At 47.8% G+C, this 26882-nt stretch carries 40 protein-coding genes and 1 tRNA gene; 38 read left to right on the plus strand and 3 right to left on the minus strand.

Annotated features, from left to right (window positions below):
• Positions 1-10 precede the first annotated feature (10 nt).
• The 34 genes from rpsL to Q0090_RS07135 all read left to right on the plus strand — a co-directional run bounded on the left by rpsL (position 11) and on the right by Q0090_RS07135 (position 19646).
• Positions 11-397, plus strand: a complete 387-nt coding sequence (gene rpsL / locus Q0090_RS06970) for a 30S ribosomal protein S12 (protein ID WP_004333797.1) — start codon at positions 11-13, stop codon at positions 395-397.
• Between the two features lie 261 nt (positions 398-658).
• Entirely contained in the window at positions 659-1135 is a 477-nt protein-coding gene (gene rpsG, locus Q0090_RS06975; protein ID WP_276773313.1) for a 30S ribosomal protein S7, read from the plus strand.
• Between the two features lie 10 nt (positions 1136-1145).
• The gene (fusA, locus tag Q0090_RS06980) at positions 1146-3272 is read left to right on the plus strand and encodes an elongation factor G (RefSeq protein WP_297949411.1); all 2127 of its coding nucleotides are present in this window, start codon (positions 1146-1148) and stop codon (positions 3270-3272) included.
• An 18-nt stretch (positions 3273-3290) separates the two neighbouring features.
• Positions 3291-3596, plus strand: coding sequence for a 30S ribosomal protein S10 (gene rpsJ, locus Q0090_RS06985; protein WP_004333583.1), 306 nt, complete (start codon positions 3291-3293; stop codon positions 3594-3596).
• A 21-nt stretch (positions 3597-3617) separates the two neighbouring features.
• Positions 3618-4235: a 50S ribosomal protein L3 gene (gene rplC / locus Q0090_RS06990; protein WP_297949143.1), complete on the plus strand. Its 618-nt coding sequence runs from the start codon at positions 3618-3620 to the stop codon at positions 4233-4235.
• Between the two features lie 3 nt (positions 4236-4238).
• Positions 4239-4868, plus strand: a complete 630-nt coding sequence (rplD, locus tag Q0090_RS06995) for a 50S ribosomal protein L4 (RefSeq protein ID WP_004333510.1) — start codon at positions 4239-4241, stop codon at positions 4866-4868.
• 14 nt (positions 4869-4882) lie between these two features.
• A complete protein-coding gene (gene rplW, locus Q0090_RS07000; RefSeq protein WP_004333657.1) occupies positions 4883-5176 on the plus strand; it encodes a 50S ribosomal protein L23 in 294 nt (97 codons plus the stop codon).
• Positions 5177-5183: 7 nt separating this feature from the next.
• Positions 5184-6011: a 50S ribosomal protein L2 gene (gene rplB, locus Q0090_RS07005; RefSeq protein WP_004333537.1), complete on the plus strand. Its 828-nt coding sequence runs from the start codon at positions 5184-5186 to the stop codon at positions 6009-6011.
• A gap of 21 nt (positions 6012-6032) precedes the next feature.
• On the plus strand, positions 6033-6299 hold the full coding sequence (gene rpsS / locus Q0090_RS07010) for a 30S ribosomal protein S19 (RefSeq protein WP_004333700.1): 267 nt from the start codon (positions 6033-6035) through the stop codon (positions 6297-6299).
• A 43-nt stretch (positions 6300-6342) separates the two neighbouring features.
• Positions 6343-6762 carry a 50S ribosomal protein L22 gene (rplV, locus tag Q0090_RS07015; protein ID WP_297949146.1) on the plus strand — a complete coding sequence of 140 codons (420 nt, stop codon included), beginning with the start codon at positions 6343-6345 and terminating at the stop codon, positions 6760-6762.
• Positions 6746-7483: a 30S ribosomal protein S3 gene (gene rpsC / locus Q0090_RS07020; RefSeq protein WP_004333616.1), complete on the plus strand. Its 738-nt coding sequence runs from the start codon at positions 6746-6748 to the stop codon at positions 7481-7483. Before rplV ends, rpsC begins: the two co-directional genes overlap by 17 nt.
• Before the next feature lie 20 nt (positions 7484-7503).
• Positions 7504-7938 (plus strand): 50S ribosomal protein L16, encoded by a 435-nt coding sequence (rplP, locus tag Q0090_RS07025; RefSeq protein ID WP_004333770.1) that lies wholly within the window; start codon positions 7504-7506, stop codon positions 7936-7938.
• Between the two features lie 19 nt (positions 7939-7957).
• The gene (gene rpmC / locus Q0090_RS07030; RefSeq protein WP_297949149.1) at positions 7958-8155 is read left to right on the plus strand and encodes a 50S ribosomal protein L29; all 198 of its coding nucleotides are present in this window, start codon (positions 7958-7960) and stop codon (positions 8153-8155) included.
• A gap of 17 nt (positions 8156-8172) precedes the next feature.
• The gene (gene rpsQ, locus Q0090_RS07035) at positions 8173-8427 is read left to right on the plus strand and encodes a 30S ribosomal protein S17 (RefSeq protein WP_004333615.1); all 255 of its coding nucleotides are present in this window, start codon (positions 8173-8175) and stop codon (positions 8425-8427) included.
• Positions 8428-8433: 6 nt separating this feature from the next.
• On the plus strand, positions 8434-8799 hold the full coding sequence (gene rplN, locus Q0090_RS07040; RefSeq protein ID WP_004333691.1) for a 50S ribosomal protein L14: 366 nt from the start codon (positions 8434-8436) through the stop codon (positions 8797-8799).
• A 15-nt stretch (positions 8800-8814) separates the two neighbouring features.
• The gene (gene rplX / locus Q0090_RS07045; protein ID WP_004333623.1) at positions 8815-9135 is read left to right on the plus strand and encodes a 50S ribosomal protein L24; all 321 of its coding nucleotides are present in this window, start codon (positions 8815-8817) and stop codon (positions 9133-9135) included.
• The gene (rplE, locus tag Q0090_RS07050; protein ID WP_004333655.1) at positions 9135-9692 is read left to right on the plus strand and encodes a 50S ribosomal protein L5; all 558 of its coding nucleotides are present in this window, start codon (positions 9135-9137) and stop codon (positions 9690-9692) included. Before rplX ends, rplE begins: the two co-directional genes overlap by 1 nt.
• 8 nt (positions 9693-9700) lie before the next feature.
• The gene (gene rpsN / locus Q0090_RS07055; RefSeq protein ID WP_004333502.1) at positions 9701-9970 is read left to right on the plus strand and encodes a 30S ribosomal protein S14; all 270 of its coding nucleotides are present in this window, start codon (positions 9701-9703) and stop codon (positions 9968-9970) included.
• A 68-nt stretch (positions 9971-10038) separates the two neighbouring features.
• Positions 10039-10437, plus strand: a complete 399-nt coding sequence (gene rpsH / locus Q0090_RS07060) for a 30S ribosomal protein S8 (RefSeq protein WP_004333663.1) — start codon at positions 10039-10041, stop codon at positions 10435-10437.
• Between the two features lie 19 nt (positions 10438-10456).
• Positions 10457-11008 (plus strand): 50S ribosomal protein L6, encoded by a 552-nt coding sequence (rplF, locus tag Q0090_RS07065; RefSeq protein WP_297949155.1) that lies wholly within the window; start codon positions 10457-10459, stop codon positions 11006-11008.
• A gap of 12 nt (positions 11009-11020) precedes the next feature.
• Entirely contained in the window at positions 11021-11365 is a 345-nt protein-coding gene (gene rplR / locus Q0090_RS07070) for a 50S ribosomal protein L18 (protein WP_297949157.1), read from the plus strand.
• A 6-nt stretch (positions 11366-11371) separates the two neighbouring features.
• On the plus strand, positions 11372-11890 hold the full coding sequence (gene rpsE, locus Q0090_RS07075; protein WP_004333653.1) for a 30S ribosomal protein S5: 519 nt from the start codon (positions 11372-11374) through the stop codon (positions 11888-11890).
• 21 nt (positions 11891-11911) lie between these two features.
• Positions 11912-12088, plus strand: coding sequence for a 50S ribosomal protein L30 (rpmD, locus tag Q0090_RS07080; RefSeq protein WP_004333535.1), 177 nt, complete (start codon positions 11912-11914; stop codon positions 12086-12088).
• Positions 12089-12111: 23 nt separating this feature from the next.
• The gene (gene rplO / locus Q0090_RS07085) at positions 12112-12558 is read left to right on the plus strand and encodes a 50S ribosomal protein L15 (RefSeq protein WP_297949160.1); all 447 of its coding nucleotides are present in this window, start codon (positions 12112-12114) and stop codon (positions 12556-12558) included.
• Between the two features lie 5 nt (positions 12559-12563).
• On the plus strand, positions 12564-13904 hold the full coding sequence (gene secY / locus Q0090_RS07090; protein WP_297949162.1) for a preprotein translocase subunit SecY: 1341 nt from the start codon (positions 12564-12566) through the stop codon (positions 13902-13904).
• 8 nt (positions 13905-13912) lie between these two features.
• Positions 13913-14698 (plus strand): type I methionyl aminopeptidase, encoded by a 786-nt coding sequence (map, locus tag Q0090_RS07095; RefSeq protein ID WP_297949164.1) that lies wholly within the window; start codon positions 13913-13915, stop codon positions 14696-14698.
• A gap of 1 nt (position 14699) precedes the next feature.
• Complete coding sequence (gene infA / locus Q0090_RS07100; protein ID WP_004333810.1) at positions 14700-14918, plus strand: translation initiation factor IF-1; 219 nt, start codon at positions 14700-14702, stop codon at positions 14916-14918.
• Between the two features lie 18 nt (positions 14919-14936).
• Positions 14937-15053, plus strand: a complete 117-nt coding sequence (ykgO, locus tag Q0090_RS07105) for a type B 50S ribosomal protein L36 (RefSeq protein WP_004333565.1) — start codon at positions 14937-14939, stop codon at positions 15051-15053.
• A 32-nt stretch (positions 15054-15085) separates the two neighbouring features.
• The gene (gene rpsM / locus Q0090_RS07110) at positions 15086-15466 is read left to right on the plus strand and encodes a 30S ribosomal protein S13 (protein WP_004333525.1); all 381 of its coding nucleotides are present in this window, start codon (positions 15086-15088) and stop codon (positions 15464-15466) included.
• 24 nt (positions 15467-15490) lie between these two features.
• Positions 15491-15877: a 30S ribosomal protein S11 gene (gene rpsK, locus Q0090_RS07115; RefSeq protein ID WP_004333829.1), complete on the plus strand. Its 387-nt coding sequence runs from the start codon at positions 15491-15493 to the stop codon at positions 15875-15877.
• A 327-nt stretch (positions 15878-16204) separates the two neighbouring features.
• On the plus strand, positions 16205-16810 hold the full coding sequence (gene rpsD, locus Q0090_RS07120; RefSeq protein ID WP_040580746.1) for a 30S ribosomal protein S4: 606 nt from the start codon (positions 16205-16207) through the stop codon (positions 16808-16810).
• A gap of 11 nt (positions 16811-16821) precedes the next feature.
• Positions 16822-17853 (plus strand): DNA-directed RNA polymerase subunit alpha, encoded by a 1032-nt coding sequence (locus Q0090_RS07125; protein WP_297949170.1) that lies wholly within the window; start codon positions 16822-16824, stop codon positions 17851-17853.
• Positions 17854-17856: 3 nt separating this feature from the next.
• On the plus strand, positions 17857-18321 hold the full coding sequence (gene rplQ, locus Q0090_RS07130) for a 50S ribosomal protein L17 (protein ID WP_297949173.1): 465 nt from the start codon (positions 17857-17859) through the stop codon (positions 18319-18321).
• A 341-nt stretch (positions 18322-18662) separates the two neighbouring features.
• Positions 18663-19646 carry a PorP/SprF family type IX secretion system membrane protein gene (locus tag Q0090_RS07135; protein ID WP_297949175.1) on the plus strand — a complete coding sequence of 328 codons (984 nt, stop codon included), beginning with the start codon at positions 18663-18665 and terminating at the stop codon, positions 19644-19646.
• Here Q0090_RS07135 and Q0090_RS07140 read toward each other — a convergent pair.
• From Q0090_RS07140 to Q0090_RS07150, 3 genes are all read right to left on the minus strand, one after another.
• Positions 19643-20230, minus strand: a complete 588-nt coding sequence (locus Q0090_RS07140; protein WP_297949177.1) for an aminodeoxychorismate/anthranilate synthase component II — start codon at positions 20228-20230, stop codon at positions 19643-19645. The genes Q0090_RS07135 and Q0090_RS07140 overlap by 4 nt on opposite strands.
• A gap of 218 nt (positions 20231-20448) precedes the next feature.
• Positions 20449-21927, minus strand: a complete 1479-nt coding sequence (locus tag Q0090_RS07145) for a M56 family metallopeptidase (protein WP_297949178.1) — start codon at positions 21925-21927, stop codon at positions 20449-20451.
• Positions 21928-21953: 26 nt separating this feature from the next.
• Positions 21954-22331: a BlaI/MecI/CopY family transcriptional regulator gene (locus Q0090_RS07150; protein ID WP_297949180.1), complete on the minus strand. Its 378-nt coding sequence runs from the start codon at positions 22329-22331 to the stop codon at positions 21954-21956.
• A gap of 574 nt (positions 22332-22905) precedes the next feature.
• On the opposite strand from Q0090_RS07150, the gene Q0090_RS07155 reads away from it, so the two are divergent.
• The 4 genes from Q0090_RS07155 (at position 22906) to Q0090_RS07170 (ending at position 26446) form a co-directional block, all read left to right on the plus strand.
• Positions 22906-23421 (plus strand): hypothetical protein, encoded by a 516-nt coding sequence (locus Q0090_RS07155; RefSeq protein WP_297949182.1) that lies wholly within the window; start codon positions 22906-22908, stop codon positions 23419-23421.
• 256 nt (positions 23422-23677) lie between these two features.
• A tRNA-Met gene (locus Q0090_RS07160) sits at positions 23678-23749 on the plus strand.
• Positions 23750-24035: 286 nt separating this feature from the next.
• Positions 24036-25844, plus strand: a complete 1809-nt coding sequence (gene typA, locus Q0090_RS07165; protein WP_297949185.1) for a translational GTPase TypA — start codon at positions 24036-24038, stop codon at positions 25842-25844.
• Positions 25845-25915: 71 nt separating this feature from the next.
• Positions 25916-26446: a hypothetical protein gene (locus Q0090_RS07170; protein ID WP_297949188.1), complete on the plus strand. Its 531-nt coding sequence runs from the start codon at positions 25916-25918 to the stop codon at positions 26444-26446.
• Positions 26447-26882 lie beyond the last annotated feature (436 nt).

A 26882-nucleotide genomic window follows, 5' to 3' on the forward strand; every position in this document is an offset into this window, starting at 1 on the left:
GAAATAAGAAATGCCTACGATTCAACAGTTAGTTAGAAAAGGAAGGGAATCATTCAACGAAGTTGGTAAGTCGCCTGCTTTGGGGGCTTGTCCGCAACGCCGTGGGGTTTGTGTACGTGTGTACACCACTACGCCTAAGAAGCCTAACTCGGCTATGCGTAAGGTGGCACGTGTGCGTCTTACTAATGGTAAGGAAGTCAATGCGTACATCCCAGGAGAAGGTCATAACCTCCAAGAGCACAGCATCGTGCTTGTTCGCGGTGGTCGTGTAAAGGACTTGCCAGGGGTGCGTTATCACATCGTACGTGGAACTCTTGATGCTGCCGGCGTTAATGGCCGTCTCCAGCGTCGTAGTAAGTATGGGGCTAAGCGTCCTAAGGCTGCTGCAAAGAAGTAATTCCCTTTGTTTTTGGAGAGACGCAAGAGTGTAGGGGTTTCCAAAGAAAACCACCCCGCCTCGAAGATCTCTCGTCCTCCTTTCCTGTTCTACAGTTGTTTTAAGCCAAAGAGTGGCTTAGAGAAAGAAGAAAAAAAGAACCAGTTTCGGGTTCAATTGGATAGGCTATCCTTAGAGATAGGTTGAGTAAATGCCCTTGCGTGGGCGTTGAAGACGTAAATTACCGACAACCAATTCGATTCGAACGAATTTTAGACAACAATGAGAAAAGCAAAGCCTAAGAAGCGTCAGGTGCTTCCTGATCCTGTATTTGGTGATCGTCAAGTGACTAAGTTTGTCAATCACTTGATGTATGATGGCAAGAAGAACCTTGCCTATAGCATCTTCTACAACGCCCTTGAGATCGTAAAGGGTAAGCTCGCGAATGAAGAAAAGTCTTCGCTTGAGATTTGGAGAGCTGCATTGGATAACATCACCCCTCAAGTAGAGGTGAAGAGCCGTCGTATTGGTGGGGCAACCTTCCAAGTGCCTACGGAGATCCGTCCTGAACGCAAGGAATCTATATCAATGAAAAATCTCATCATCTACGCTCGTAAGCGTGGTGGTAAGACTATGGCAGATAAGCTTGCTGCAGAGATTGTTGATGCTTACAACAATCAAGGTGCTGCGTTCAAACGTAAAGAAGATATGCACCGTATGGCAGAAGCCAACCGTGCGTTTGCCCATTTCCGTTTCTAATACATAACGCATCATGGCAAACGAAAAACATCTCGAATTAACTCGCAATATCGGCATCATGGCGCACATCGATGCCGGTAAGACTACGACTTCAGAACGTATTCTCTTCTATACCGGTCTTACGCACAAGATTGGTGAGGTGCACGATGGTGCAGCTACCATGGACTGGATGGAGCAGGAGCAGGAGCGAGGAATTACGATCACGAGTGCTGCTACTACTACTTTTTGGAAATACAACGGCAATCGCTACAAAATCAATCTTATTGACACCCCGGGACACGTTGACTTTACCGTTGAGGTAGAGCGTTCTCTTCGTATTCTCGATGGTGCCGTAGCTGCATTTTGTGCTGTAGGTGGTGTTGAGCCTCAGAGTGAAACTGTATGGCGTCAGGCTGACAAGTACAATGTTCCTCGTATTGCATACGTAAATAAGATGGACCGCTCTGGTGCTAACTTCTTCGAAGTTTACAACCAAATGCAGACGGTTCTTGGTGCTAATCCTTGTCCTATCCAGATCCCCGTAGGGGCTGAAGAAACCTTCAAGGGTGTAGTGGACCTCGTTCGTATGAAAGCTATCCTTTGGCACGATGAAACGATGGGGGCTGACTATGATGTGTTGGACATCCCCGCTGAGCTTCAGGCCGAAGCTGAAGAATGGCGCGACAAAATGCTTGAAAAGCTCGCAGAGTGTGACGATGCACTCATGGAAAAATACTTCGACGATCCCTCTACTATCACAGAAGATGAGATTCGTGCTGCTATCCGTAAGGGTACGCTCTCAATGAAGATTTTCCCCATGCTCTGTGGTTCTTCTTTCAAGAATAAGGGAGTACAAACACTTCTTGATGCTGTTTGTGCATACCTCCCCAGCCCTATCGACACCCCTGAGGTTACGGGTACGGCTGTTGATGATCCGGATCAAGTCGTTACACGCAAGACTTCTCCCGATGAGCCTCTTTGTGCTCTCGCATTTAAGATTGCAACCGACCCCTATGTAGGTCGTCTCTGCTTCTTCCGCGTTTATTCGGGTTCTCTTACAGCTGGTAGCTATATCTACAACTCACGTACGGGTAAGAAGGAACGGATCTCTCGTCTCTTCCAGATGCACTCTAATAGCCAGAATCCCATGGAGGTGATCGGCTGTGGTGATATCGGTGCCGGTGTAGGTTTCAAGGATATCCGTACTGGAGATACAATCTGTGACGAAAACGCTCCTATGACTCTTGAGGCTATCGACTTCCCCGATCCCGTGATCGGTATCGCCATAGAGCCTAAGACTCAAAAGGACTTGGATCGTCTCGGAGTTGGTCTTGCTAAGCTTGCAGAAGAAGATCCTACGTTCCGCGTTCAGACGAACGAAGAAACGGGTCAGACCGTAATTAGCGGTATGGGTGAGCTTCACCTCGAGATCATTATCGACCGTCTTAAGCGTGAGTTTAAGGTTGAGTGTAACCAAGGTCGTCCTCAAGTTTCTTACAAAGAAGCTATTACAAAGCCTGTTCAACTTCGCGAAGTGTACAAGAAGCAGACCGGGGGGCGTGGTAAGTTCGCCGATATTATCGTACGCGTAGAGCCTGCCGATGACGACTTCGAAGGCGATCTTCAGTTCGTAGACGAAGTGAAGGGTGGTAACGTGCCTAAGGAATTTATCCCCTCTGTTCAGAAGGGGTTCCAACGTGCTATGAAGAATGGTGTGTTGGCAGGCTATCCTCTCGATCGTCTTAAGGTAACTCTCGTGGATGGTTCGTTCCACCCCGTGGATTCAGACCAACTTTCGTTCGAAGTTGCTGCCATCCAAGCATTCAAGAATGCTTCTGCACAGGCTGGTCCTGTCTTGCTTGAGCCTATCATGAAGCTTGAAGTAGTTACTCCCGAAGAGAACATGGGTGATGTTATTGGCGACTTGAACAAGCGTCGTGGTCAAGTAGGCGGTATGGAAACTAGCCGCACTGGAGCACGTATCGTAAAGGCAGATGTGCCCCTCTCTGAGATGTTTGGTTATGTAACTGCTTTGCGTACGATCTCTTCAGGTCGTGCTACTAGTACGATGACCTTCTCGCATTATGCAGAAGTTTCTTCGTCAATTGCTAAGCAAGTGCTTACCGAAGTTGATGGTCGTGTAGATTTGATTAAGTAATAAGCTCTATATAAAAAGATGAGTCAGAAGATTAGAATCAAGCTTAAGTCTTACGATCATATGCTCCTCGACAAGAGTGCCGAGAAGATCGTAAAGGCAGTAAAGGCTACCGGTGCTATGGTATGTGGTCCTATCCCCCTGCCTACGCACAAGCGTATCTTTACGGTGAATCGTTCTACGTTCGTGAATAAGAAATCTCGCGAGCAGTTCGAACTATCGTCGTACAAGAGACTTATAGACATTTATAATGCCTCTAAGCAGACTGTAGATGCTCTTACAAAGCTCGAAGTCTCCAGTGGGGTTGAGATTAATGTCAAGTTATAAACGTAGTAAATAACACAAGAAATGCCAGGATTATTAGGAAAGAAAATCGGAATGACTTCCGTTTTCAGTGCCGATGGTGTAAATACGCCATGCACTGTTATCGAATTGGGTCCTTGTGTGGTTACTCAGGTCAAGACAAGTGAACATGATGGCTACGATGCTCTTCAGCTCGGTTTCCAAGAAACTACTGAAAAGCATGCAACAAAGCCTCTCATGGGTCACTTCAAAAAGGCAGGAGTAGCCCCTATGAGACACTTGGCCGAGTTCAAAGGATTCTCTGGAGACTACAAGTTGGGCGACACTATCAAGGTCGACATCTTTGAGAATGTAGTCTATGTGGATGTAATAGGTACTTCTAAAGGTAAGGGTTTCCAAGGGGTAGTTGGTCGTCACGGCTTTGGCGGTGTAGGTCAGTCTACTCATGGTCAGCACAATCGTCTACGTGCTCCCGGTTCTGTAGGTGCTTGTTCTTACCCTGCAAAGGTCTTCAAGGGTACTCGCATGGCTGGTCAGACGGGTAACGAACGCGTAACGGTTCAGAACCTCGAAGTAATTAAGGTAATGCCCGAGCACAACTTGTTGCTCATCAAGGGTAGCATTCCCGGGCACAAAGGTTCAATTGTAGCAGTGGAGATCTAAAGTATGGAAGTATCTGTATATAACGTAAAGGGCGAAGATACAGGGCGCAAGGTTGTTTTGGACGATGCCGTATTTGGTATCGAGCCCAATGACCACGCTATCTATCTTGCTGTAAAGCTTTATCGCGCCAATCAGCGTCAAGGTACGCACAAATCGAAAGAGCGTAGTGAAATGAGTGGCTCTACTCGTAAGCTCGGTCGCCAGAAGGGCGGTGGCGGAGCACGTCGTGGGGACATTAACTCTCCTCTTCTCGTGGGAGGAGCTCGTGTGTTCGGGCCTCGTCCTCGCAGCTATAGCTTTAAGTTAAACAAGAAGCTCGTACGCCTTGCACGTCGCTCTGCTCTCTCCTACAAAGCGCAAGCTCAGGAGATTAAGGTTGTAGAGGCTTTTGACTTTGCAGCTCCTAAGACAAAAGATTTTGTAGCACTCACATCTGCACTTGGTCTTGCCGGCAAGAAGACTTTGTTCGTAATGAACAATATCCCTGCCAACGTGTACCTCTCGGCTCGTAACGTGCCTAGTGCTCGCATAGCTAACGCAGTATCTCTTAATACGTACAGCGTGTTGGATGCTACTCAGCTCGTGTTTACGGAAGAGGCTATTGCTACAGCCAACGAAATGTTTAAGGCTTAAACTAGGAGAGTACAATGAGTATTATTATCAAGCCTGTTATTTCGGAGAAGATGACAGCGATCACGGACAAGCAACCCGAGCGTTGCGCTTTCCGTGTTTCTCCTAAGGCAAATAAAATCGAGATCAAGAACGCTGTTGAGAAGATGTACAATGTGAAGGTGGTAGATGTCAACACTATCAAGGTTACTCCAAAGCTCAAGACTCGCTATACCAAAGGTGGTATTATTAGCGGTCGTGCAGCTGCCTACAAAAAGGCAATTGTAACTCTTGAAAAGGGGCAGTCTATTGACTTCTTCAGTAATATTTGATTGAGTAATGGGAATTAGAAAACTCAAGCCCACAACTCCTGGGCAGAGACACAAGATTATTGGTGCGTTTGACAAGATCACAGCCAGCACACCAGAAAAATCCCTTGTAGAAGGTAAGCGTAAGACCGGCGGTCGTAACAATACGGGTAAGATGACCATGCGTTACATCGGTGGTGGTCACAAGCAGAAATTCCGTTTTATCGACTTCAAGAGAACCAAGGATGGCATTCCCGCCACGGTGAAGAGTATCGAGTACGATCCTAATCGTTCGTCTCGTATTGCCCTTCTTTACTATGCCGATGGGGCAAAGGCTTATATCCTCGCTCCTGATGGTATAGAAGTTGGTCAAACTGTGATCTCGGGAGAGAATGTAGCTCCCGAAGTAGGGAACTCGCTTCCCTTGTCGATGATCCCTGTTGGTACCGTGGTGCACAACGTTGAGTTGCGTCCCGGTCAGGGTGCTAAGTTCGCCCGTTCGGCAGGAACATTTGCACAGCTTGTTGCACGTGAAGATAAGTACGTCGTGTTGCGTATGCCTTCTGGCGAAACTCGTCGTGTGCTTTCTATGTGTAAGGCTACGGTTGGTAGCGTAGGGAATAGTGACCACGCTCTCGAAAAGTCGGGTAAGGCTGGTCGCTCTCGCTGGCTTGGACGCCGTCCTCGCAACCGTGGTGTCGTAATGAACCCTGTAGATCACCCCATGGGTGGTGGTGAAGGACGTGCCTCTGGGGGCCATCCTCGCTCACGTACGGGTCTTTATGCTAAGGGTCTTAAGACGAGAGCTCCTAAGAAGCACTCTTCTAAGTACATTATAGAAAGACGCAAGAAAAAGTAACTCTGATAAGAACAAGATAATATGAGTCGTTCGCTAAAGAAAGGTCCCTTTATCAGTGTAAAGTTGGAGAAGAAGGTACTCGAAATGAATGAGTCCGGCAAGAAGTCCGTGATCAAGACTTGGTCTCGTGCTTCTATGATCTCCCCCGACTTTGTAGGGCATACGATTGCCGTACACAATGGGAATAAGTTTATTCCCGTGTATATTACGGAAAATATGGTAGGTCATAAGTTGGGCGAATTTGCTCTTACACGTACCTTTAGAGGTCACTCTGGTAATCGTAAGTAAGAGAGTGTAATTGGTCCAAGTTGTAGACACAATACAAAGTACAATGAGTGATAAGAATAAAACTATGGCCACCGACGGTACAATCGATTGCTTTGCGAAGCTAAACAATGTGCCGACATCTCCTCGCAAGATGCGTTTGGTGGTAGACAATATACGAGGTATGGAGGTAACCCGAGCATTGGGTATCCTTCGTTTTTCTTCACGCAAAGCTTCTGCTACTCGTCTTTTGAAGCTTCTCCAGTCTGCTATTGCCAATTGGGAGCAGGTGAATGGTCGCAAGACCGAGGAGGGAGAGCTTTATATCTCTCGCGTTTTTGTCGATGGAGGTGCAACGCTTAAACGTCTTCGTCCGGCTCCTCAGGGGCGCGGTTATCGCATTCGTAAGCGCAGCAACCATGTGACCCTTTATGTAAGTTCGCTTAATAACGCTAATAAACAGAAGCAGGATGGGACAGAAGATTAATCCTATAAGCAACCGTCTAGGTTATATCCGTGGCTGGGATTCAAATTGGTATGGTGGAAAGAATTACGGTCCAACTCTTCTAGAGGATAGCCGTATCCGCAAATATCTCAATGCACGTCACGCCAAGGCCGGTATTTCTCGTATTGTTATTGAGCGTGCTCTTCACCTCGTAACAGTTACGATTTGCACTGCTCGTCCAGGTCTTATTATTGGTAAGGGCGGTCAAGAAGTAGATAAGCTCAAGGAAGAACTCAAGAAACTCACGAAGAAGGAAGTACAGATTTATATCTACGAAATCCGTCGTCCTGAGCTCGATTCTTCTCTTGTAGCCTCTAGTATAGCACGTCAGCTCGAAGGTAACGTTGCTTATCGTCGTGCCGTTAAGATGGCTATCGCATCTGCGATGCGTTCGGGAGCCGAAGGTATCAAGGTGCACCTCTCTGGTCGTCTCAATGGTGCAGAAATGGCTCGCAGCGAAATGTTTAAGGAGGGGCGTACTCCTCTTCACACATTGCGTGCCGATATTGACTATGCGCACGAGGAAGCTCTCACGAAGGTGGGTATGATCGGTGTAAAGGTTTGGATCATGAAGGGAGAAGTTTATGAGAAGCGTGATTTGGCGCCTAACTTCCAACAAGCCTCTCAGAACAACCAACGCCGTCAAGATTCCTTCGGTCGCAACGATCGTCGCCGTCGCAACAATCGTAAACCTAACCGCTAAAGAAAAGAAGGAAAGTAATTATGTTACAGCCAAAGAAAACAAAGTTTAGAAGGCAGCAGAAGGGTCGCATGAAGGGGAATGCCCAGCGTGGCAATCAGCTCGCTTTCGGTTCCTTCGGTATCAAGTCTCTCCAGACCAAATGGATCACAGGGGCTCAGATAGAGGCTGCGCGTATCGCCGTTACTCGTTACATGCAGCGTCAAGGTCAGGTTTGGGTTCGTATCTTCCCCGATAAGCCTATTACCAGTAAGCCTGCCGAAGTGCGAATGGGTAAGGGGAAAGGTAATCCCGAAGGTTTCGTAGCACCTGTTACCCCAGGTCGTATGATCTTTGAGGTAGAGGGTGTTTCTTACGAGATTGCTAAGGAAGCATTGCGCCTTGCAGCTCAGAAACTTCCCGTTACTACTAAGTTTGTTGTGCGTCGAGACTTCGATGCTACGAAAGAAAATGCGTAATCAGTAAGAGAGAGAACCTATGAAAATGTCTGAGATTAAGGAGCTAACAACTCCCGAAATAGTGGAAAAGCTTGAAGTTCTTCGCAAGAGCTACGACCTTGACCGCATCAATCATTCTGTTTCTCCTCTTGAGAATCCTGCATCGCTTCGCGCTCAGCGCCAAACGATCGCTCGTCTCGAGATGGTACTGGCTATGCGCCGTGTAGAAAATCAATAATAAGAGACTTCACAAGAATGATGAGAAATCATAGAAAAGAACGTGTCGGGATTGTGACTAGCAACAAGATGGAGAAATCCATCACGGTTGCTATCCGCTGGAAGGAAAAGCATCCCATCTATGGCAAGTTTGTAAATAAGACAAAGAAACTCTATGCCCACGATGAAAAGAATGAATGCAATGTGGGCGATAAGGTACGTATTATGGAGACTCGTCCTTTGAGTCGCCTTAAACGTTGGAGACTAACAGAAATCATCGAAAGAGCGAAGTAATAGACTATGATACAGCAAGAATCAAGACTCAAAGTCGCTGATAATAGTGGTGCTCGTGAGGTACTTTGTATCCGTGTACTTGGCGGTACTCGTCGTCGCTATGCTTCAGTGGGCGATATTATCGTTGTCTCGGTAAAGAGCGTTGTGCCTTCGAGTGATGTAAAGAAGGGTGCCGTATCTAAGGCTCTCATTGTTCGTACGAAAAAGGAAATTCGTCGTGCCGATGGTTCCTACATTCGTTTCAGCGACAATGCCTGTGTGCTCCTTTCTGCTTCCGGGGATCTCCGTGGTACTCGTATTTTCGGTCCCGTTGCTCGTGAGCTTCGTGCCGTTAATATGAAGGTTGTTTCACTAGCACCCGAAGTGCTCTAAAACCAGTTTGAATTTATGAGCAAGTTGAATATAAAGAAGGGCGACAACGTATTTGTCAATTCCGGCGAATATCGTGGTCGTACGGGTCGCGTCCTTAAGGTGTTGGCCGAAAAGAATCGTGTTATTGTAGAAGGGCTTAATATGATCAAGAAGCATACGAAGCCCAATGCAAAGAATCCTCAAGGCGGTATCATCGAAGAAGAAGGACCCATTCACATCTCTAACGTCAATCTTGTAGATCCCAAGTCTGGGAAAGCTACTCGCGTTGGTCGTAAGAAGGATGCCAATAACAAGAGTATTCGTTACGCTAAGAAGTCAGGAGAGGAGATTAAGTAATGAGCGCCAATACAACGAGTCTTAAGACTGAATATAAGGAGCGCATTGCTCCCGAGTTGATGAAGCACTTTGGTTACTCTAGCATCATGCAGGTGCCAAAGCTTTCTAAGATTGTGATCAATCAAGGTTTGGGTATTGCTACGGGTGATAAGAAGATCATTGATGTTGCAATTGAAGAGCTTTCTGCTATTACAGGGCAAAAGGCCGTACCTACCTATTCGAAGAAGGATATCTCAAACTTCAAGTTGCGTCGCAAGATGCCTATCGGAGTTATGGTTACTCTTCGTCGTGATCGTATGTATGAGTTCCTAGAGCGTCTCGTGCGTGTCGTTTTGCCTCGTATCCGAGATTTCAAAGGTATCAATAGCAAGCTTGATGGTCGTGGTAATTATACCCTTGGTATTGATGAGCAGATCATCTTCCCCGAAATAAATATTGATACGATTACCAAAATATTGGGGATGAATATTACCTTTGTAACCACTGCGGAAACTGATGAGGAAGGTTTCGAACTTCTCAAAGAGTTTGGTCTTCCCTTTAAGAGCACTGCTAAGTAAGAAGAGTTATGGCAAAAGAATCGATGAAAGCCCGTGAGGTTAAGCGCCAAAGAATGGTTGCAAAGTATGCTGCGAAGCGCGCTCAGCTCAAGAAAGAGGGCGACTACGAAGCACTCCAAGCAATTCCTCGCAACGCTTCTCCTGTACGTTTGCACAATCGTTGCAGCATGACAGGGCGTCCCAAAGGGTATATGCGCCAGTTTGGTATTTCGCGTATTCAGTTCCGCGAAATGGCATCTAAGGGTCTTATCCCCGGTGTAAAGAAGGCCAGCTGGTAAGGTCCTTTGGAAAGAAAGAGTATTTAAATATTGTCTGGGTAGCCAGATCAATTTAATTCAGAATATATATGACTGATCCTATTGCAGATTATCTGACAAGATTGCGCAACGCAATCAGCGCAGGACATCGTGTTGTAGAGATCCCTTCTTCTCGCCTCAAGCAGGAGATTACGAAGGTTCTCTTCGACAAAGGTTACATCCTAAACTACAAGTTTGAGGATGTAGATGAGTGTCGTGCTATTATCAAGGTCGCTCTTAAGTATGACCTTGCTCAGAAGACCAATGCCATCAAGGCACTAAAGCGTGTATCACGTCCCGGTCTTCGTCGTTATGTAGGTTATCGTGATCTCCCTCGCGTACTCAATGGCCTTGGTATTGCCATTCTGTCTACGTCTAAGGGTGTGATGACTGACAAAGAAGCTCGCGACCTCAAGGTAGGTGGCGAAGTATTGTGTTACATCTATTAATCTTCAGGAGAAACAGGTTATGTCAAGAATAGGAAAATTGCCCATAGCACTACCTAAAGGCGTTACAGTTACTCTTGCTGATAATAAAGTAACCGTAAAGGGCCCCAAAGGCGAGCTTACGCAGTATGTAGATCCTCGTATTAGTGTATCTATCGAAGAGGGTGAAGTAAAGCTCTCTCGTGCAACTGACGATAAGGAAGATCGAGCTCTTCACGGGCTTTATCGTTCACTCGTCAACAATATGATTGTAGGGGTATCCGAAGGCTTTAAGAAGACTTTGGAACTCGTAGGGGTAGGTTATCGTGCTTCTAATCAAGGTCAGCTCCTTGAGCTCTCTCTTGGTTTTACGCACCCTATCTTCTTTATGCTTCCCGCTGAGATAAAGGTGGAAACGAAGAGTGAACGTAACAAGAATCCTTTTATCTATCTCGAGTCTTGCGATAAGCAACTTCTCGGGCAGGTATGTTCTAAGATTCGTTCATTCCGTAAGCCAGAGCCTTATAAGGGTAAGGGTATTAAGTTTGAAGGCGAGATTATTCGTCGTAAGTCGGGTAAAACAGCCAGCAAGTAACTCTAGATTATCATGACAAGAAAAGAACTTAGAAGACTTCGTATCAAGACGAGTGTGCGTGGTAAGATTAGTGGTACTAAGCAGCGTCCTCGTCTTACGGTATTCCGTAGTAATAAACAGATCTATGCTCAGCTTATCGACGATGTAGAAGGTCGCACTCTTGCTAGTGCTTCTTCTCTCGCTATCGAGGCTGCCGGAGCTAAAAAGGAGATTGCCGCCAAGGTGGGTGAGCTTATCGCTCAGCGTGCCAAGGAAGCCGGCGTTGAATCTGTAGTATTCGATCGCAATGGTTATCTCTATCATGGTCGTATCAAAGAGTTGGCAGATGCCGCTCGCAATGGTGGTCTTAAATTTTAAGGAACAATGGCAACAGCATTCAATAGAGTAAAGTCTACCAACGACTTAGAGCTAACCGATCGCTTGGTGGATATCAACCGCGTAACTAAGGTGACTAAGGGGGGGCGTACCTTCACTTTTGCCGCTATCGTTGTGGTTGGTAATCAAGATGGCGTTATCGGACTAGGGCTCGGCAAGGCAGGTGAAGTAAGCACTGCTATTGCAAAAGGTGTAGAAGCTGCAAAGAAGAACCTCATCCGTGTACCTGTTCACAAGGGGACTATCCCTCACGAACAGAAAGCGGCTTTTGGAGGCGCTCGTGTCCTTATTCGTCCTGCATCTCAAGGTACCGGAGTGGTAGCCGGAGGTGCTATGCGTGCCGTATTGGAGAGTGTAGGTATTACCGACGTTCTTGCAAAGAGCCAAGGCTCGTCTAATGCACACAACCTTGTAAAGGCTACTATCGCAGCTCTTGCTGAACTTAGAGATCCCCTTATGGTTGCTAAGTCTCGTGGCATCTCAGTAGAAAAGGTTTTTAGAGGTTAATAGGAAAGGAGAAGATAGACTATGTCTACAATCAAAATCAAACAAGTACGGAGTCGTATCCGTCGCCCCAAGAACCAAAAGCTAACCCTTGATGCCCTTGGGCTTAAGAAGCTCAATCAGGTCGTAGAGCATGAAGATACTCCTCAGATTAGGGGTATGGTCGCCAAGGTTAGCCATTTGGTGGAAGTAGTAGAGTAATAAGCATAAGAGAATAGAGAACTATGAATTTGTCTAGTTTGAAGCCAGCTGCTGGTTCTGTTCATGCTCGCAAACGTATTGGTCGCGGTCCCGGTTCGGGGCTTGGCGGTACCTCTACTCGCGGTCATAAGGGGGCTAAATCGCGCTCTGGCTATAAGCATAAGGTCGGCTTCGAAGGAGGTCAGATGCCTATACAGCGTCGTCTCCCGAAGTTCGGATTCAAGAATATCAATCGTGTAGAATATCGTCCGGTAAACTTGGAAGTGGTACAAGATCTCGCAGACAAGCTGGGTTGCACTACCATCAACAAGGAGCTACTTGTAGAGACAGGTTATGCTTCTGCTAAGGATTTGGTTAAGATCCTTGGATGTGGAGAAGTGCGTGCCGCTCTTACTGTAGAAGCTGATGCTTTCTCTAAGAAGGCAGAAGAAGCTATCACGGCTGCTGGCGGTTCTGCTGTAAAACTGTAAACTTTATGAGGTTAGTAGAGACATTGAAGAACATATGGAAGATTGAGGATCTTCGCAAGAAGCTTCTTGTCACCATATTGTATGTGGTTATTTACCGCTTAGGATCCTTTGTGGTGATCCCTGGGATCGATCCCGAAGCATTGAGCGCACTCCGGACTCAGACTGAGGGTGGTCTATTGGCTCTAGTGGATATGTTCTCTGGTGGAGCATTCTCGCATGCTTCAATCTTTGCGTTGGGTATCATGCCCTATATATCCGCATCGATTGTAATGCAGCTTGCTGCCATCATTATCCCTTCTATGCAGAAATTGCAGCGTGAGGGAGAGAGTGGACGTCGTAAGATAAACCAGTGGACACGTTACCTTACGGTCTTAATCTTGTTGCTTCAGGCTCCTGCTTACCTCATGAACCTTAGTTCGCAACTTGCCGCAACGGGGGCTCAACTCCCTGCCGGATTCTGGTTCCAAGCATATGCTACAATCATCCTTGCCGGTGGTAGTATGTTCGTGCTTTGGCTGGGAGAGCGCATTACAGACAAGGGTATTGGTAATGGTATTTCATTCATCATCCTTGTAGGTATTATCGCACGTTTGCCTCAAGCTCTATCTGCGGAGTTCCTATTCCGTTTGAATAGTGCTGCCGGCGGTATGGTTGCTTTTTTGGCCGAGATTGTTTTCCTCCTTTTTGTTTCTGCAGGTGCTATCCTATTGGTACAAGGTACTCGCAAGGTGCCTGTACAATATGCAAAGCGCATTGTAGGTAACAAACAATTTGGAGGCGCTCGTCAGTATATTCCTCTTAAGGTGAATGCTGCGAACGTAATGCCTATCATCTTTGCTCAGGCTATCATGTTTATCCCTATCTCTGTGATGAACATGGCTCGAGTAGGAGAGGGAAGTGCCTTTGTGCGTGCCTTTACGGATAACACAAGCTTCTGGTACAACTTTACGTTTGCCGTCTTGATCTTGCTCTTTACCTACTTCTATACTGCAATTACTATTAACCCAACGCAGATGGCAGAAGACCTCAAGCGCAATAATGGTTTTATCCCAGGGATAAAGCCTGGCAAGCAGACTCGTGACTACATTGACACGATCATGGATAGAATTACCCTCCCCGGGGCATTCTTCCTTGCCATTGTTGCCATCCTTCCTGCTTTTGCTGAGTTGCTTGGTATTAGCGCAGGTTTTGCTCAATTCTTTGGGGGAACTTCGTTGCTCATCCTTGTGGGTGTAGTGCTTGATACGTTGCAGCAATTGGAGAGCCACCTCTTGATGCGTCACTATGACGGTTTGCTCAAGAGTGGTCGAATCAAAGGGCGTTCGGGGAGCGTTTCGGCATATTAATTTAGAGAATGATTACTCTCAAAACAGAAGAAGAAATTAGCCTCATGAGGGCGGCCAATCAATTGGTTGGTCGCACCTTGGCTGAGGTTGCTAAGCATATTGCTCCGGGTGTATCTACCTTGCAACTAGATAAGGTAGCGCACGACTTTATTTGCGACAACGGAGCAACGCCGGCCTTCCTAGGATACGGAGGTTTCCCTGGGAGTATTTGTACTTCGATAAACGATCATGTAGTGCATGGTATCCCCCGTGCTGATGTGCTCCTGCAAGAAGGAGATATCATCTCTGTGGATTGTGGTACCAAGCTCAATGGCTTCACCGGAGACTCCGCCTATACATTTGCTGTAGGGGAGATCTCGGAGGAGAAGCGCGCTCTACTTGTGGCTACAAAGACCTCTCTTTACAAGGGTATAGAGCAGGCGGTAGCCGGTAATCGAGTAGGGCATATTGGCGAGGCTGTACAGCGATATACAGAAAGCCTTGGTTATGGCGTTGTGAGAGAGCTTGTGGGGCATGGCATTGGTCATGACATGCACGAGTCTCCCGAGGTGCCCAATTATGGACGCCGAGGCACGGGCGCATTGTTGCGCAATGGTATGTGTATCTGCATCGAGCCCATGATCAATATGGGAAGCAAGAATGTAGTATTCGAAGATGATGGTTGGACGGTACGTACGAGAGACGGAAAGCCTTCTGCTCATTTTGAGCACTGCATTGCTATCGTACAGGGGAAGGCGCAGATTCTTTCTTCATTTGATTTTATAAAAGAGGTTTTGGGAGATCGAGAGTTTTAATATGGCAAAACAAACAGCGATAGAGCAAGATGGCGTAATTTTGGAGGCCCTCTCCAACGCCATGTTTAAGGTCGAATTGCAGAATGGGCACGTTATTACGGCTCATATCTCGGGGAAGATGCGTATGCACTTCATCCGTATTCTCCCCGGAGATAAGGTAAAAGTAGAAATGTCGCCCTACGATCTAACTAAGGGGCGTATCAGTTATCGTTATAAGTAAATAGAGACTTCAAGAGATATGAAAGTAAGAGCATCTTTAAAGAAGCGTACGCCCGATTGTCAAATAGTACGTCGCAAGGGGCGTCTGTACGTGATCAACAAAAAGAACCCTAAGTTTAAGCAACGCCAAGGGTGATCCGCAACCAAAGAATAATACAAATATAGACTATGGCTATAAGAATTGTCGGCGTTGACTTGCCGCAAAACAAGAGAGGTGAAATTGCCTTGACCTATATTTTTGGTATAGGCCGCAGCCGAGCCGCTTACATCCTTGATAAGGCGGGTATCGACAGAAACATCAAGGTAAAAGATTGGTCAGACGACCAAGCTGCCCAAATCCGTGAGATTATTGGTTCTGAGTTTAAGGTAGAGGGAGACCTCCGCAGCGAAGTTCAGCTCAATATCAAGCGTCTAATGGATATTGGTTGCTATCGTGGTATTCGTCATCGTGCTGGTCTTCCTGTAAGAGGGCAAAGCACCAAAAACAATGCCCGTACACGCAAGGGTAAGAAGAAGACCGTTGCAAACAAGAAGAAGGCTACTAAGTAATAAGGCGATTATCATAGATAAGATATGGCAAAGAAAGTAACAGCCAAGAAGAGGGTGGTAAAGGTAGAGGCTACCGGTCAGGCACACATCCACTCTTCTTTCAACAACATCATTGTGTCTATCACCAACAACGAGGGGCAGGTTATCAGCTGGTCTAGTGCTGGTAAGATGGGGTTCAGAAGTTCTAAGAAGAACACTCCCTATGCAGCTCAGATGGCAGCTCAAGATTGTGCCAAAGTGGCTTATGATCTTGGTCTCCGTCGCGTTAAGGTGTATGTAAAGGGGCCGGGTAATGGTCGTGAATCGGCTATTCGTACTATCCATGGTGCCGGGATCGAGGTAACAGAGATTATCGACGTTACGCCATTGCCACACAATGGTTGTCGTCCTCCCAAGAAGCGCAAAGTATAAGTTTTACGGCATAAAGATAAGAATAGGGATACTGACTGCATCTCGGATGCCCTGTGGTATTTCTCTTGTGTAGTGCAAGCGTGCATTAGCAACTCCCATATCGTTTCTTTCATCCTCGTTTGGAGGTTTTTGACCTATTCACTTTTCCCTCTCTTACGAATAGGACTGCGGCTGTCTACTCTCCAAGGTGTGGGGAAGAAGAGAAAGAGATTCGGAGACAAGAAAATACACGGCTTTGCAAGCAAAGAGATTATTATTATAGCACAGAGACCCATTTCTCTTGAAGTAGAGGATGCAGGGTAAAAGTCCCATTACTCATTAAATATTATGGCAAGATATACAGGTCCTAAATCAAAAGTCGCTCGTCGCTTTGGCGAGCCTATCTTTGGCCCCGATAAGGTACTTAGCAAAAAGAACTACCCCCCGGGGCAGCATGGTGAAGGTCGCCGTCGTAAGTCGAGCGAATATGGTATTCAGCTCGCAGAAAAGCAAAAAGCAAAGTATACCTACGGGGTGTTGGAACGTCAGTTCCGCAATCTCTTTAAGGCAGCTCAACGCTCTAAAGGGGTAACGGGTGAGGTGCTTCTCCAGCTTTTGGAGTGCCGTCTCGACAACATCGTTTACCGTCTTGGTATTGCTCCTACGCGTGCTGCAGCTCGTCAGATTGTGTCGCATCGTCACATTACGGTGGATGGCAATGTGGTAAATATTCCTTCTTACTCTGTAAAGCCCGGGCAGATTATTGCTGTTCGTGAGCGCGATAAGAGCATGGAAGTAATAGCCAACTCACTGGCAGGCTTCAACCACGGTAAGTATTCTTGGATCGAGTGGGACAACAGCTCAATGTCCGGTAAGTTCCTCAACATACCTCAGCGTGCTGATATCCCCGAGAACATTAAGGAACAACTTATCGTTGAATTGTACTCTAAATAATCCCTAACATCATGGCAATATTAGCATTTCAAAAACCCGAGAACGTAGTAAAGGTAGAGGTGCCTCAGTATGTCCTTGACGAATGCGAACCGTACGAACTTGTCGGTCGTTTTGAGTTCAAACCTCTAGAACCCGGCTATGCCAAGACGATTGGTAATGCCCTGCGTCGGATCTTGTTGTCCTCTCTTGAGGGGTATGCCATCGCCTCTATTCGCATTGATGGTGTAGAGCACGAATTTGCTACTATTCCTGGTGTAACGGAAGATGTTACAAACATTATACTCAATCTCAAGAAGATTCGCTTCAAGCAAAAGGTTGACAATGCAGACGAAGAGGTGGTAACAGTAGCTTTCCCTGCGAATAAAGATGTCTTTACCGCAGAGGATCTTAATGCCGCTCTTAGCAACTTCGAGATAACGAACTTAGATCAACATATCTGTAGTTTCGACCCTCAGGTAGCTAGCAATGTCAAGATAGAGTTCCGCATCAATAAGGGGCGTGGTTATGTACCCAGCGACGAGAATACTCGTGAGGGTGATCCGCTCAATACGATTGCTATCGACTCTATTTACACCCCTATTCGTCGGGTAATGCCCAAGGAAGAGTCTTTCCGTGTGGAGCAGAAGACCGATTACGAGAAGCTTATCTTGGAGGTAGTTACCGATGGTACTATCGAGCCGGAGATGGCTCTTCGCGAGGCTGCAAAGATCCTTATCGATCTCTTCTCTCTCTTTAGTGATGGGGAGATGCATATGGAAGAAGCCGGCGACGAGACGGGGGATGTAATGGACGAAGAAACGCTCCGCATACGTCAGATGCTAAGACAAGAGCTTGACTCTTTCAATCTCTCGGTGCGTGCTCGCAATTGTCTTCGCTCCAACAATGTCTTCACTCTAGCCGATCTCGTGAAGCACAATCGCCAAGAGCTCCTTAAGTTCCGCAACTTCGGTAAGAAGACGTTTGAAGAACTTGAGGGATTCCTCGCAGAGGTTGGCTTGGAGTTTGCTACCGACTTGAGTAAGTATAACCTAGATAAAGAGTAAAAGATGAGACACAATAAGAAATTCAATCATTTAGGTCGCACGAAGGCACACCGCGAGGCTATGCTTTCTAACATGGCCACTTCGCTTATTATGCATAAGCGTATCGCTACTACGGTGGCTAAGGCAAAGGCGTTGCGTGTGTATGTAGAGCCTATCATCACACGCTCTAAGAATGACAATCTTCACTCACGCCGTATGGTTTTCTCTGAGCTTCAAAACAAAGAGGCTGTGAAGGAGCTTTTCGGTGTAGTATCAGATAAGGTTGCCAATCGCCCCGGTGGGTATACTCGTATTCTTCGTACGGGCTACCGTCTTGGAGACAACGCTGCTATGTGCATTATCGAGCTTGTAGACTTCAACGAGGCTATGCTTGGCGAAAGCAAGAAGGCTGCTCCTCAGAAGCGTACTCGCCGTTCGCGCAAGTCTTCGGCTACTCAAGCAGAAACTGCAGCTCCTGCAGAAGCTTAATCGCTTTTCTGTAGAGCTTCGAAGAAGGGAGGTGGCATGAGAAGGACCCTTGTAATGAGGAGCCTCGAATGATATAGAACCTCCATTCTTTCAAATACTAAGGTCCTACCCCACGGATGTGTTGGGGTAGGACTTTTTGTTTGCTGAGAGGTGAAGGTTTGTACCGCTTCAGGGGGAGCCCCCACCTCGCTCTCGCCCTTTACGTGCCTTACCCGATGCGATCTCTTGGGACCAATAGCCCCGACTCCCGTTCCTCCCTTGCCTCTTTCTGTATCGCCAAATCCTAGCGGTCAAAGGCTCCCCCTACATACTAATCGCCCCTCTCTATTCGTTTCTGTAGTATGTACGAGAAAGGATTGAGGCGTAGAGCGACCTCGTGGTGGCTCCTCAAAGGGGCGTTTTTGTTGCTGTTAGGGGTAAAGGCTTTACCGCTGATGGGGCAATACGACGCCGTTTTTTCGCTGTACGATAGGGCGGCCACTTTCTATAACCCTGCCGCCGCCGGAGGGCAAGAGGAGCTGGATATAACCGCCATATACCATCAGCAATGGGTAGGTATCCCGGGGGCACCTGCCAATATCTCCCTTCTTGCCAATACGCAGGTCGATTTTTTAGAGCGAAAGCATGGGGTGGGAATAGCCTTCCTTACGCAGAAGAAAGGGCTTTTTGTCAATACCGACTTGGCCGGACAATATACATTCTTTTTGCCCTTGTTTAAGGGGCAATTGGGCATAGGGTTGCAAGCCGGTTTGTTCAATAGTGCCTTTGATGGAACGAAGCTTTTTCTGCCCGATGGTGAGGGCATTACCCCTAATGACCCTGCTTTACCCCTTACGCGAGTGTCCGGTAAGTCGTTTGATTCTGCTGTGGGGCTTTCGTGGCGCAATAAGCGCATGTATATAGGCGTGGCGTCGCATCATCTTTTAGCTCCACGTGTTCGGCTCAGTAATAATTACTCTATTGAGCTAAAGCGGAATTATACCTTTCATACCTCTTATAAGTTCTCTTCGGAGACCTCGTTGCTTACTTGGAAGCCTTCTCTCTTGGTGCTTACGGACCTTAAGGCATGGCGCATTGATGCCAATTTGCAACTGGAGTATGCCGAGCGTTTCAGGGCAGGGGTAATGTTCCGGCCGATGAATGCCGCAGGCTTTTCCCTCGGGATGAAGTTTGGGAGTGTAGCGGTAGGGTATGCCTTTGAGATGCCTATCAATCAAATGGCTAAGGGGAATTGGGGTAGCCACGAGCTGGCGGTCTCTTACCTCCTCCCCCTCAAGAAAAACAAAAACAAAGAGGTGCGCTACAAGAGCGTGCGTCTACTCTAGAGTCCGGATAGCCAACTTTGTACGATGCTTGCACCGTGGGGCGATAGGTAGCTCTCGGGGTGAAATTGTACCCCAAATAGGGGGAGTGTTTTGTGACGGAATGCCATGATAGCCCCATCGCTTAGTGCCGTTGCCGTAATCTCTAATACGTCGGGGAAAGGCTCTTCTGCCACGCACCACGAGTGATAACGCCCTACCGAGCTATCGGCGGGGAGCTGCTCGAGGAGGGTGTGCCCCTCTATCTCTTTTATCGTTAGTCTTTCGGCGTGCCCATGTAGGGGGTGGGGCATTTGCAATAGTCGCCCGCCAAAGTGTAGGGCAAGAGCTTGATGCCCGAGACAAACCCCCAAAAGAGAGTGTGTATGCACAGTGCGAGCAATGAGGGGCATGAGCCCTTTCACCTCCTCAGGATGCCCCGGCCCCGGGGAAAGCAGTATCCCTCGGTAGTTCTCTAGGGGAAGGGTGGGGCAATGCTCTGTCGACACAACATCGAAGGTGCAATTAGGGCATTTCCTAAGGATCTCTACGAGATTGTAGACAAACGAATCGTGGCTATCTGCCACCAATAGATGCACTTTGTTCATTCCGACCACGAAGGTACTACGGATTCTCTATACAGGGAGCACTCTCTGCAAAAAGAGGGGCTCCTCTCTCTCTAATACTACGCCTCTTTCTTTGGGGAGGAGCCCTCTCCTCTTCCCATGCGCCCTCTTTGCATACAAACGAAGAGCCCCCGACTCCTGTAAGAGACGAGGGCTGTAAGAGATGAAAAATAGTTGTATTCCGCTATAAGGGGGCGGCGTTACTTCGTCGTAATGTAGACAACTCCTTCTAATCCGAGGGCTTTGAGGTCGTACTTCTTCCCTCCGATGGTTACTACTTCCGTTTGAGATTTGTCTACGCGCATTTCTGCGATCTTCTCGCTAGGCAGGTTGCTTACGTCACTTACTACCTTGCCGTCCAATACATAGAGGACTTTAGGCGCGTCCGAGCTTTTTGCTGAGGAAGATTTGGCGTTATCTGCACTTAGTTTGAAGTGGACGGGGAGGGTGAGAGAGACGCGTGCGACTTTTCCTTTGAGCTTCCCGGGTGTCCACTTGGGCATCTTGCCCACTACACGTAGGGCTTCGGCGTCGAGCAGAGGGTCTACACTTTGCATGATGGTGGGGCTGCTTACGCTGCCATCTTTTTCCACAATGAAGTGTACAAGTACTCTGCCTTCGATACCCTTTTCTTCTGCCTCTTTGGGGTAGCGTACCTCCTTGGCGAGCCAGAGGAAGAGTTTGTCATTCCCTCCGGGGAATTGGGGGAGTACCTCGCACATTTCGTAGACGGGGTCTTCGTCCCCTATGTTTTGTAGGAGGGGGAGACGCTCCGCAACCGGGCGAGCCAGTAGGTAATTACCGCCTAAGAGGGTAAGGGCAGCCATGGGTAGGGCGAGCCATAGGCGTTGGATAGCTCGCTTGGGTGAGTTTTTCTTGTTCATCATTTTGATCCTTTCTTTTAAGTTGTTAGATCCATTGTAGGGGTTGTATAGAGGGCTTACAGAGCCGTCTGTAGCGCATCTTAGGAGTTGGTATTGATAGGGTTTGCCCTCAATGCCTTGGGCTAGCACGGCGTCGTCGGCTAGGTGCTCAAGGTTTAGGCTGAGGTCTCTACGCAGTAGCCACATGGCGGGGTTCCACCACGAGAGGATAAGGGATACTTCTGCGAGTAGGAGGTCAATGTAGTGTCGCTGCCGGGTGTGCTCCTCTTCGTGTGTGTAGACCATAGTCCACTCACCCTCCTCTAGCATCTTTTGGGAGATGTATATCTCTCCAAAGGCACTAAACGCGGTATACCCTTGGGGGAGAAGCTGTATTTTCCGTCCATTGGGGAGAAGATAGGGGGTGCAGTGCCGTTTGAGTTTGACCAGAGCTCGCAGGGCGACCAAGAGGCGAATCCCTCGAGCGAGTGCTCCTATCCCCCAAATGCAGCTCAAAGCTAGGGGCAGTAGCAATCCCCAAATGGAGGGTGAGACCTCTTCCGTCATGGGCGATAACTCTAGGGGGAATGGGGCGAGTGCCACTCCCTCTTGGGAGGGTGAGAAGAGTATTGACCAGTCGATATAGGGAACTACAATGCCAACGAGCGGTATCACCCACGCCGAGACGAGGATGATAAGGTAAAAGGCGCGAGTTGCCTTATGCCACGTAAGGGGGAGGAAGAGCCACCGCCCGAGCAAGGCTCCGAGGGCGAGGGATGCTCCGCTGATGAGTAGGTAGTAGAGTAGTACTTCCATGGGGTAAAGGTGGCTAAGAGGTGAGGTTACTTCTTCTGCTCAATCAAGTCTATTATCTCTTTGAGGTCCCGAGGTGAGATGCTCTCTTTGCGTGCAAAAAACTGCACGACTTGCCTGTAATCTCCTCCAAAGAAGTTTCGTACGATGTGCTGGAGAGAGGAGGCGGAGTATTGCTCTTGCGTTACTTCGATCCTGTACAGCATGGTCTTTCCGCTTTTTTCGGGGTGAATGTATTCTTTGGTGTGCAGGTTCTTTACAATGCTTGCCAGGGTGGTGTAGGGGGGCTTGGGTTCGGGCATTTTGTCTAATATCTGCCGTATGGCTGCTCCATCCCCTAGCTCCCAAATGATCTGCATAACACTCTCTTCTTGAGGGGTTAATGGGGCGAGTTTTGTCTTGTTCATAGCTCTTTGTATTGCTTATCGAGCGCAATGTACGAACTTTTCGTAGATAATCAACGATTTTTTCGTAGATATTTTCCTCTTTCCGATTTGGCTGAGGATAAAAGAGCCCTCTTGAGGGATGTTCTTCGAGAGGAGGGAGGGGACGAGGGGATTCGGGTATAGCTCTCTCTCAGCTTGTTTTTGGTGCCGTTTTCGCCCTCGGGGGAGCAGCGTGTGGGTCGTTGGCTAAAATCGCGGAGAAAACTACCCTAGAAATATTTTTATTTCAGCTGGTTTTACCCTCATATTTTGGGCAAGAAATATTTTATTTTCACCCAAGAGGGGAAATGCTTTTCACCTGGTATTTTTTTCTCTGTTTTATGCACGCAGTTTCTTTTAAAACTTGCGTGTCTTCCGTTTTTGTTGCTATGCTATTAAGGGATATGTATTGATTTGTGTTGTATAATTAGAAAAAACAAGTATCTTTGACGCCAAGAAGGGTGGCATTGGAATGCCGTCAGACATCTGGTTTTGCACCTCAAGGAGAGATGTTGCACGGGCTGGTGCTACCCAATATTTGAATTGTTAGCTTATTATGAAGTGCCGTACGTTTACAGCTTCTCTTGTTCTGTTTCTAGTGGGGCTGTTCTGGTTCACCTCTTGCTATCGAGGTCCACAGTCCTACCGTAAGGAGTATAGAGACCCTGCTCTTTTTGGGGAGTGGATAGACATTGATGAAATAGAAAGGATGCATACCGATGCCGAATATTTTGAAAATACGATTCGGACGCATTCTGATTTTTGTGTGGGAGTCGCTTTTCTTGCAAATGGGGATGATGTTGGTGTGTATGCCAAGTATGAAGACGGAAGTGAAATACCAAAGCTCACGAGGGAGTATACAGGAGTTTACTACACCAAGGGTAGTGGATTGTACAGCGTTTCTGCAGGTCTCAGCTGGAGTGCTCCCTCTCATATTGTAGAGGAGTACGAGGTGAAGGGGGATACTCTCTATCTAGGACCACAAAGTTCCTTTAGGAGGATAGTCTTCAAACGCCAAAGGGTAACGGAAGATCTTCTCCCCAAACGCCCGATCAAGCCCTCTGAGAAATGAAGTTGCACCTCCCTCTCCCCCTCTCTAAGGAGGAGAGGTGAGGAGCCCCCTTTGAATCTAAAGGGGAGTTCTTGCGCTATTTTCGTGGACTGAATATCCATGTCTGGTGCTCGTGAGAGAGCCTTTTGTGAGCGTTTGTTCTGCGAGAGCCGATAAGAGAAGGACTATCATGGGGGCTACTCTCTAGGTGGAGCGAGGCAGGCATTTGGCTAATTCAAAAAGAATCTGTACCTTTGCAGGGCAATTGAGATAATATCGCGGGGTGGAGCAGTGGTAGCTCGTCGGGCTCATAACCCGAAGGTCAGAGGTTCGAGTCCTCTCCCCGCAACTCTATACTACGCATTAAAGGTCTCCAAAATTCATCTAGGGTTTTGGAGGCCTTTTTTATTCCCTTCCTCCCCTTTCTCCATCCCAAGCAGAGGGGAAGGCCCTCTCTTTCCTTGGCTCTAGCTCGTTGTAAGGGGCTCTCCTTTACTTCCTTATTTGCTCCTCTTTTGGGGCTATTCGCCGCTCTTATGAGGGGTAATTCCCCGCTTTTTTACTTAAACTGTACTACTTAGGTAGAGGGGGCGATGCTTTTTCATTACCTTTGTAGCCGGTTATTATAGAGCAGTATGCAAGAAATACGCAATATCGCGATTATCGCCCACGTAGACCACGGCAAGACAACACTTGTTGATAAGATGCTACTGGCGGGCAAACTTTTCCGAGACGACAAAGCTACCGAGGTAGATACCTATCTAGATAACAACGCTATCGAGCGAGAGCGTGGGATTACCATTGTGAGCAAAAACGTGAGTATTCGCTATCGCGGTGTTAAGATCAATATTATAGATACCCCGGGGCACGCGGACTTTGGAGGCGAGGTAGAGCGTGTACTTAATATGGCAGATGGATGCCTTCTCTTGGTGGATGCCTTCGAGGGCCCCATGCCACAGACGCGCTTTGTGCTCCAAAAAGCTCTAAACCTAGGGCTCAAGCCCATTGTGGTAATCAATAAAGTAGACAAACCCAATTGCCGCCCCGGTGAGGTACAAGACATGGTCTTCGACCTGATGGCAAGCCTCGATGCCAGTGATGAGCAGTTGGATTTCCCCACCCTCTTTGGTTCGGCAAAACAGAGCTGGATGAGTGAGGACTACAACAATCCCACCGACACCATTACCCCCCTATTGGATGCGATTGTAGATCATATACCCCCACCTCCCATGCTGGAGGGGCCGGCGCAGATGCTTATCACTTCGCTCGACTACTCCTCTTACGTGGGGCGAATTGCCGTGGGGCGCGTGCACAGAGGTACGATCTCCGAGAATAGCGATATTGTACTTTGTCGCCGCGATGGCTCCGTAGTACGTCAGAAAATAAAGGAGCTCAACACCTTTGAGGGGTTGGGGCGTGCTAAGGCCGAATCGGTCTCCTCAGGCGATATTTGCGCCATTATCGGGTTGGAGTCCTTTGAGATTGGGGAGACGGTGGCCGATGCTTCTGCTCCCGAACCTCTTACGAGTATCCGTGTGGATGAGCCTACGATGAGTATGCTCTTTACCATCAATAACTCCCCCTTCTTTGGCAAAGATGGCAAGTTTGTCACCAGCCGTCATATCCACGACCGTTTGGTCAAAGAGCTGGATAAGAACCTTGCGCTACGTGTAGAGCCTACCGACTCGGCAGATTCGTGGCTCGTCTATGGGCGAGGCATTCTGCACCTTAGTGTGCTTATCGAGACGATGCGCCGCGAGGGGTATGAGCTCCAAGTGGGGCAGCCCCAAGTAATCATAAAGGAGATAGATGGGGTCAAATGTGAGCCGATAGAGCAGCTTACGGTCAATCTGCCCGAAGAGTATTCGAGCCGTGTAATCGACCTAATTACCCGCCGTCGTGGAGAGATGACCTCTATGGAGAGTAAGGGCGATCGCATCATGCTGGAGTTCACCATCCCCTCTCGAGGTATTATCGGGCTCAACAACTCCGTACTCACGGCTTCGGCAGGGGAGGCGGTAATGGCGCACCGATTTATCGAGTTTGCACCCTGGCGAGGTGAGATACAACGGCGCCTCAATGGCTCTATTATAGCGATGGAGAGTGGGACGGCTTTTGCCTATGCCCTCAACAACCTCCAGAGCCGAGGCCGATTTTTCATTGCACCGCAAGACGAGGTGTATGCAGGCCAAGTGATTGGGGAGCATACCAAAGACAACGATCTCGTAGTGAACGTGTGCAAAAGCAAAAAACTGACCAATATGCGCGCCTCGGGTAGCGATGATAAGGTGGCTCTGGCCCCTCCCGTTGTCTTTAGCCTTGAGGATGCTTTGGAGTATATCAAGGCAGACGAGTACGTAGAGGTTACTCCCAATAGTATGCGTATGCGCAAGATTATTCTCGACGAACTAGAGCGAAAGCGTCGCTCTCGTAGTGAAGATTAGTAAGGGTTCTCTTCCCTCCTGTCCACTTTGGAGGAGGGACCAATAATATTAACGATCTAAAAAAACTGATTATGAAAGTAAGAAATTTGATTCTCGGGCTAGCCGTAGCTTTCGCCGGATTTGCCTCTTTGGGAGAGGCTAACGCCCAAAAGACGTTTGAAAAAGGAACGCAGATTGCAAGCCTTATGGTTGGCTTGCCCGGCTCAGGGGCATTCTCTGGCATTGTCGTACCCCCTCTTACAGCCGTGTATGAGAGAGGTATTGTAAGCAACCTCTTTGGCAACGGTAAGGGTACTATCGGTGTTGGTGCTCAAGGCGGGTATCAGCTTATCCGTACTGCTCCCGAAACCCATGCTAGCAGCATCTTCGTAGGTGCTCGTGGTGCCTTGCACTATGAGCTCGTATCCAAATTGGATACCTATGCCGGGTTTGGTCTAGGTTGGGGTTTCTATGGAGGTAATGCCTACAGTGGGACTGCCGGAGCCTTCATCTATCAAGGTTTTGTAGGTGCTCGCTACTATGTGACTCCTACTCTTGCTCTTGGTGGTGAGGTAGGTTTGGGTTACTCTCCCTTAAACTTGGGTGTAACCTACCGTTTCTAAGACTAATCTCTTCTTGAGAGAGAGGGATCTATCCTCCTCTTGTTAGTTGAGAGGAGATCGCGATCTCAGGAGATGCTCCAAGTGGAGGGGCATCTCCTTTTTTTGGTGCGGGAGGGTTGTTTTTTAATAAAGACTTCTTTACAATTTTACTTTTCCTCGCTATACCCCTATTGTTGACGGATAGTTGGTATTTTCAGCAAGTTCGCTTGTATCTGGCTATCTGAGCCAAGTGTTTTTTGTTTGGAATAAAATGTAAACAATCTTGTCTTTTTCCCTTGTCTCGTTTTTTTCTATTTCTTTGTATCATGGATAGTATGTGTGCTAGTCTATGGTAGGCGTATAATAGATTTAGTTCTCCAGGATGAGTCTTATCTGCTCTCTATACCTACTGTTCGGGGCGCATCGATTTTTTGCTCGCTTGAAGCTGGTTGACATT

Origin of the sequence: uncultured Porphyromonas sp. (assembly GCF_938023125.1) — a bacterium.
GTDB lineage: Bacteria > Bacteroidota > Bacteroidia > Bacteroidales > Porphyromonadaceae > Porphyromonas.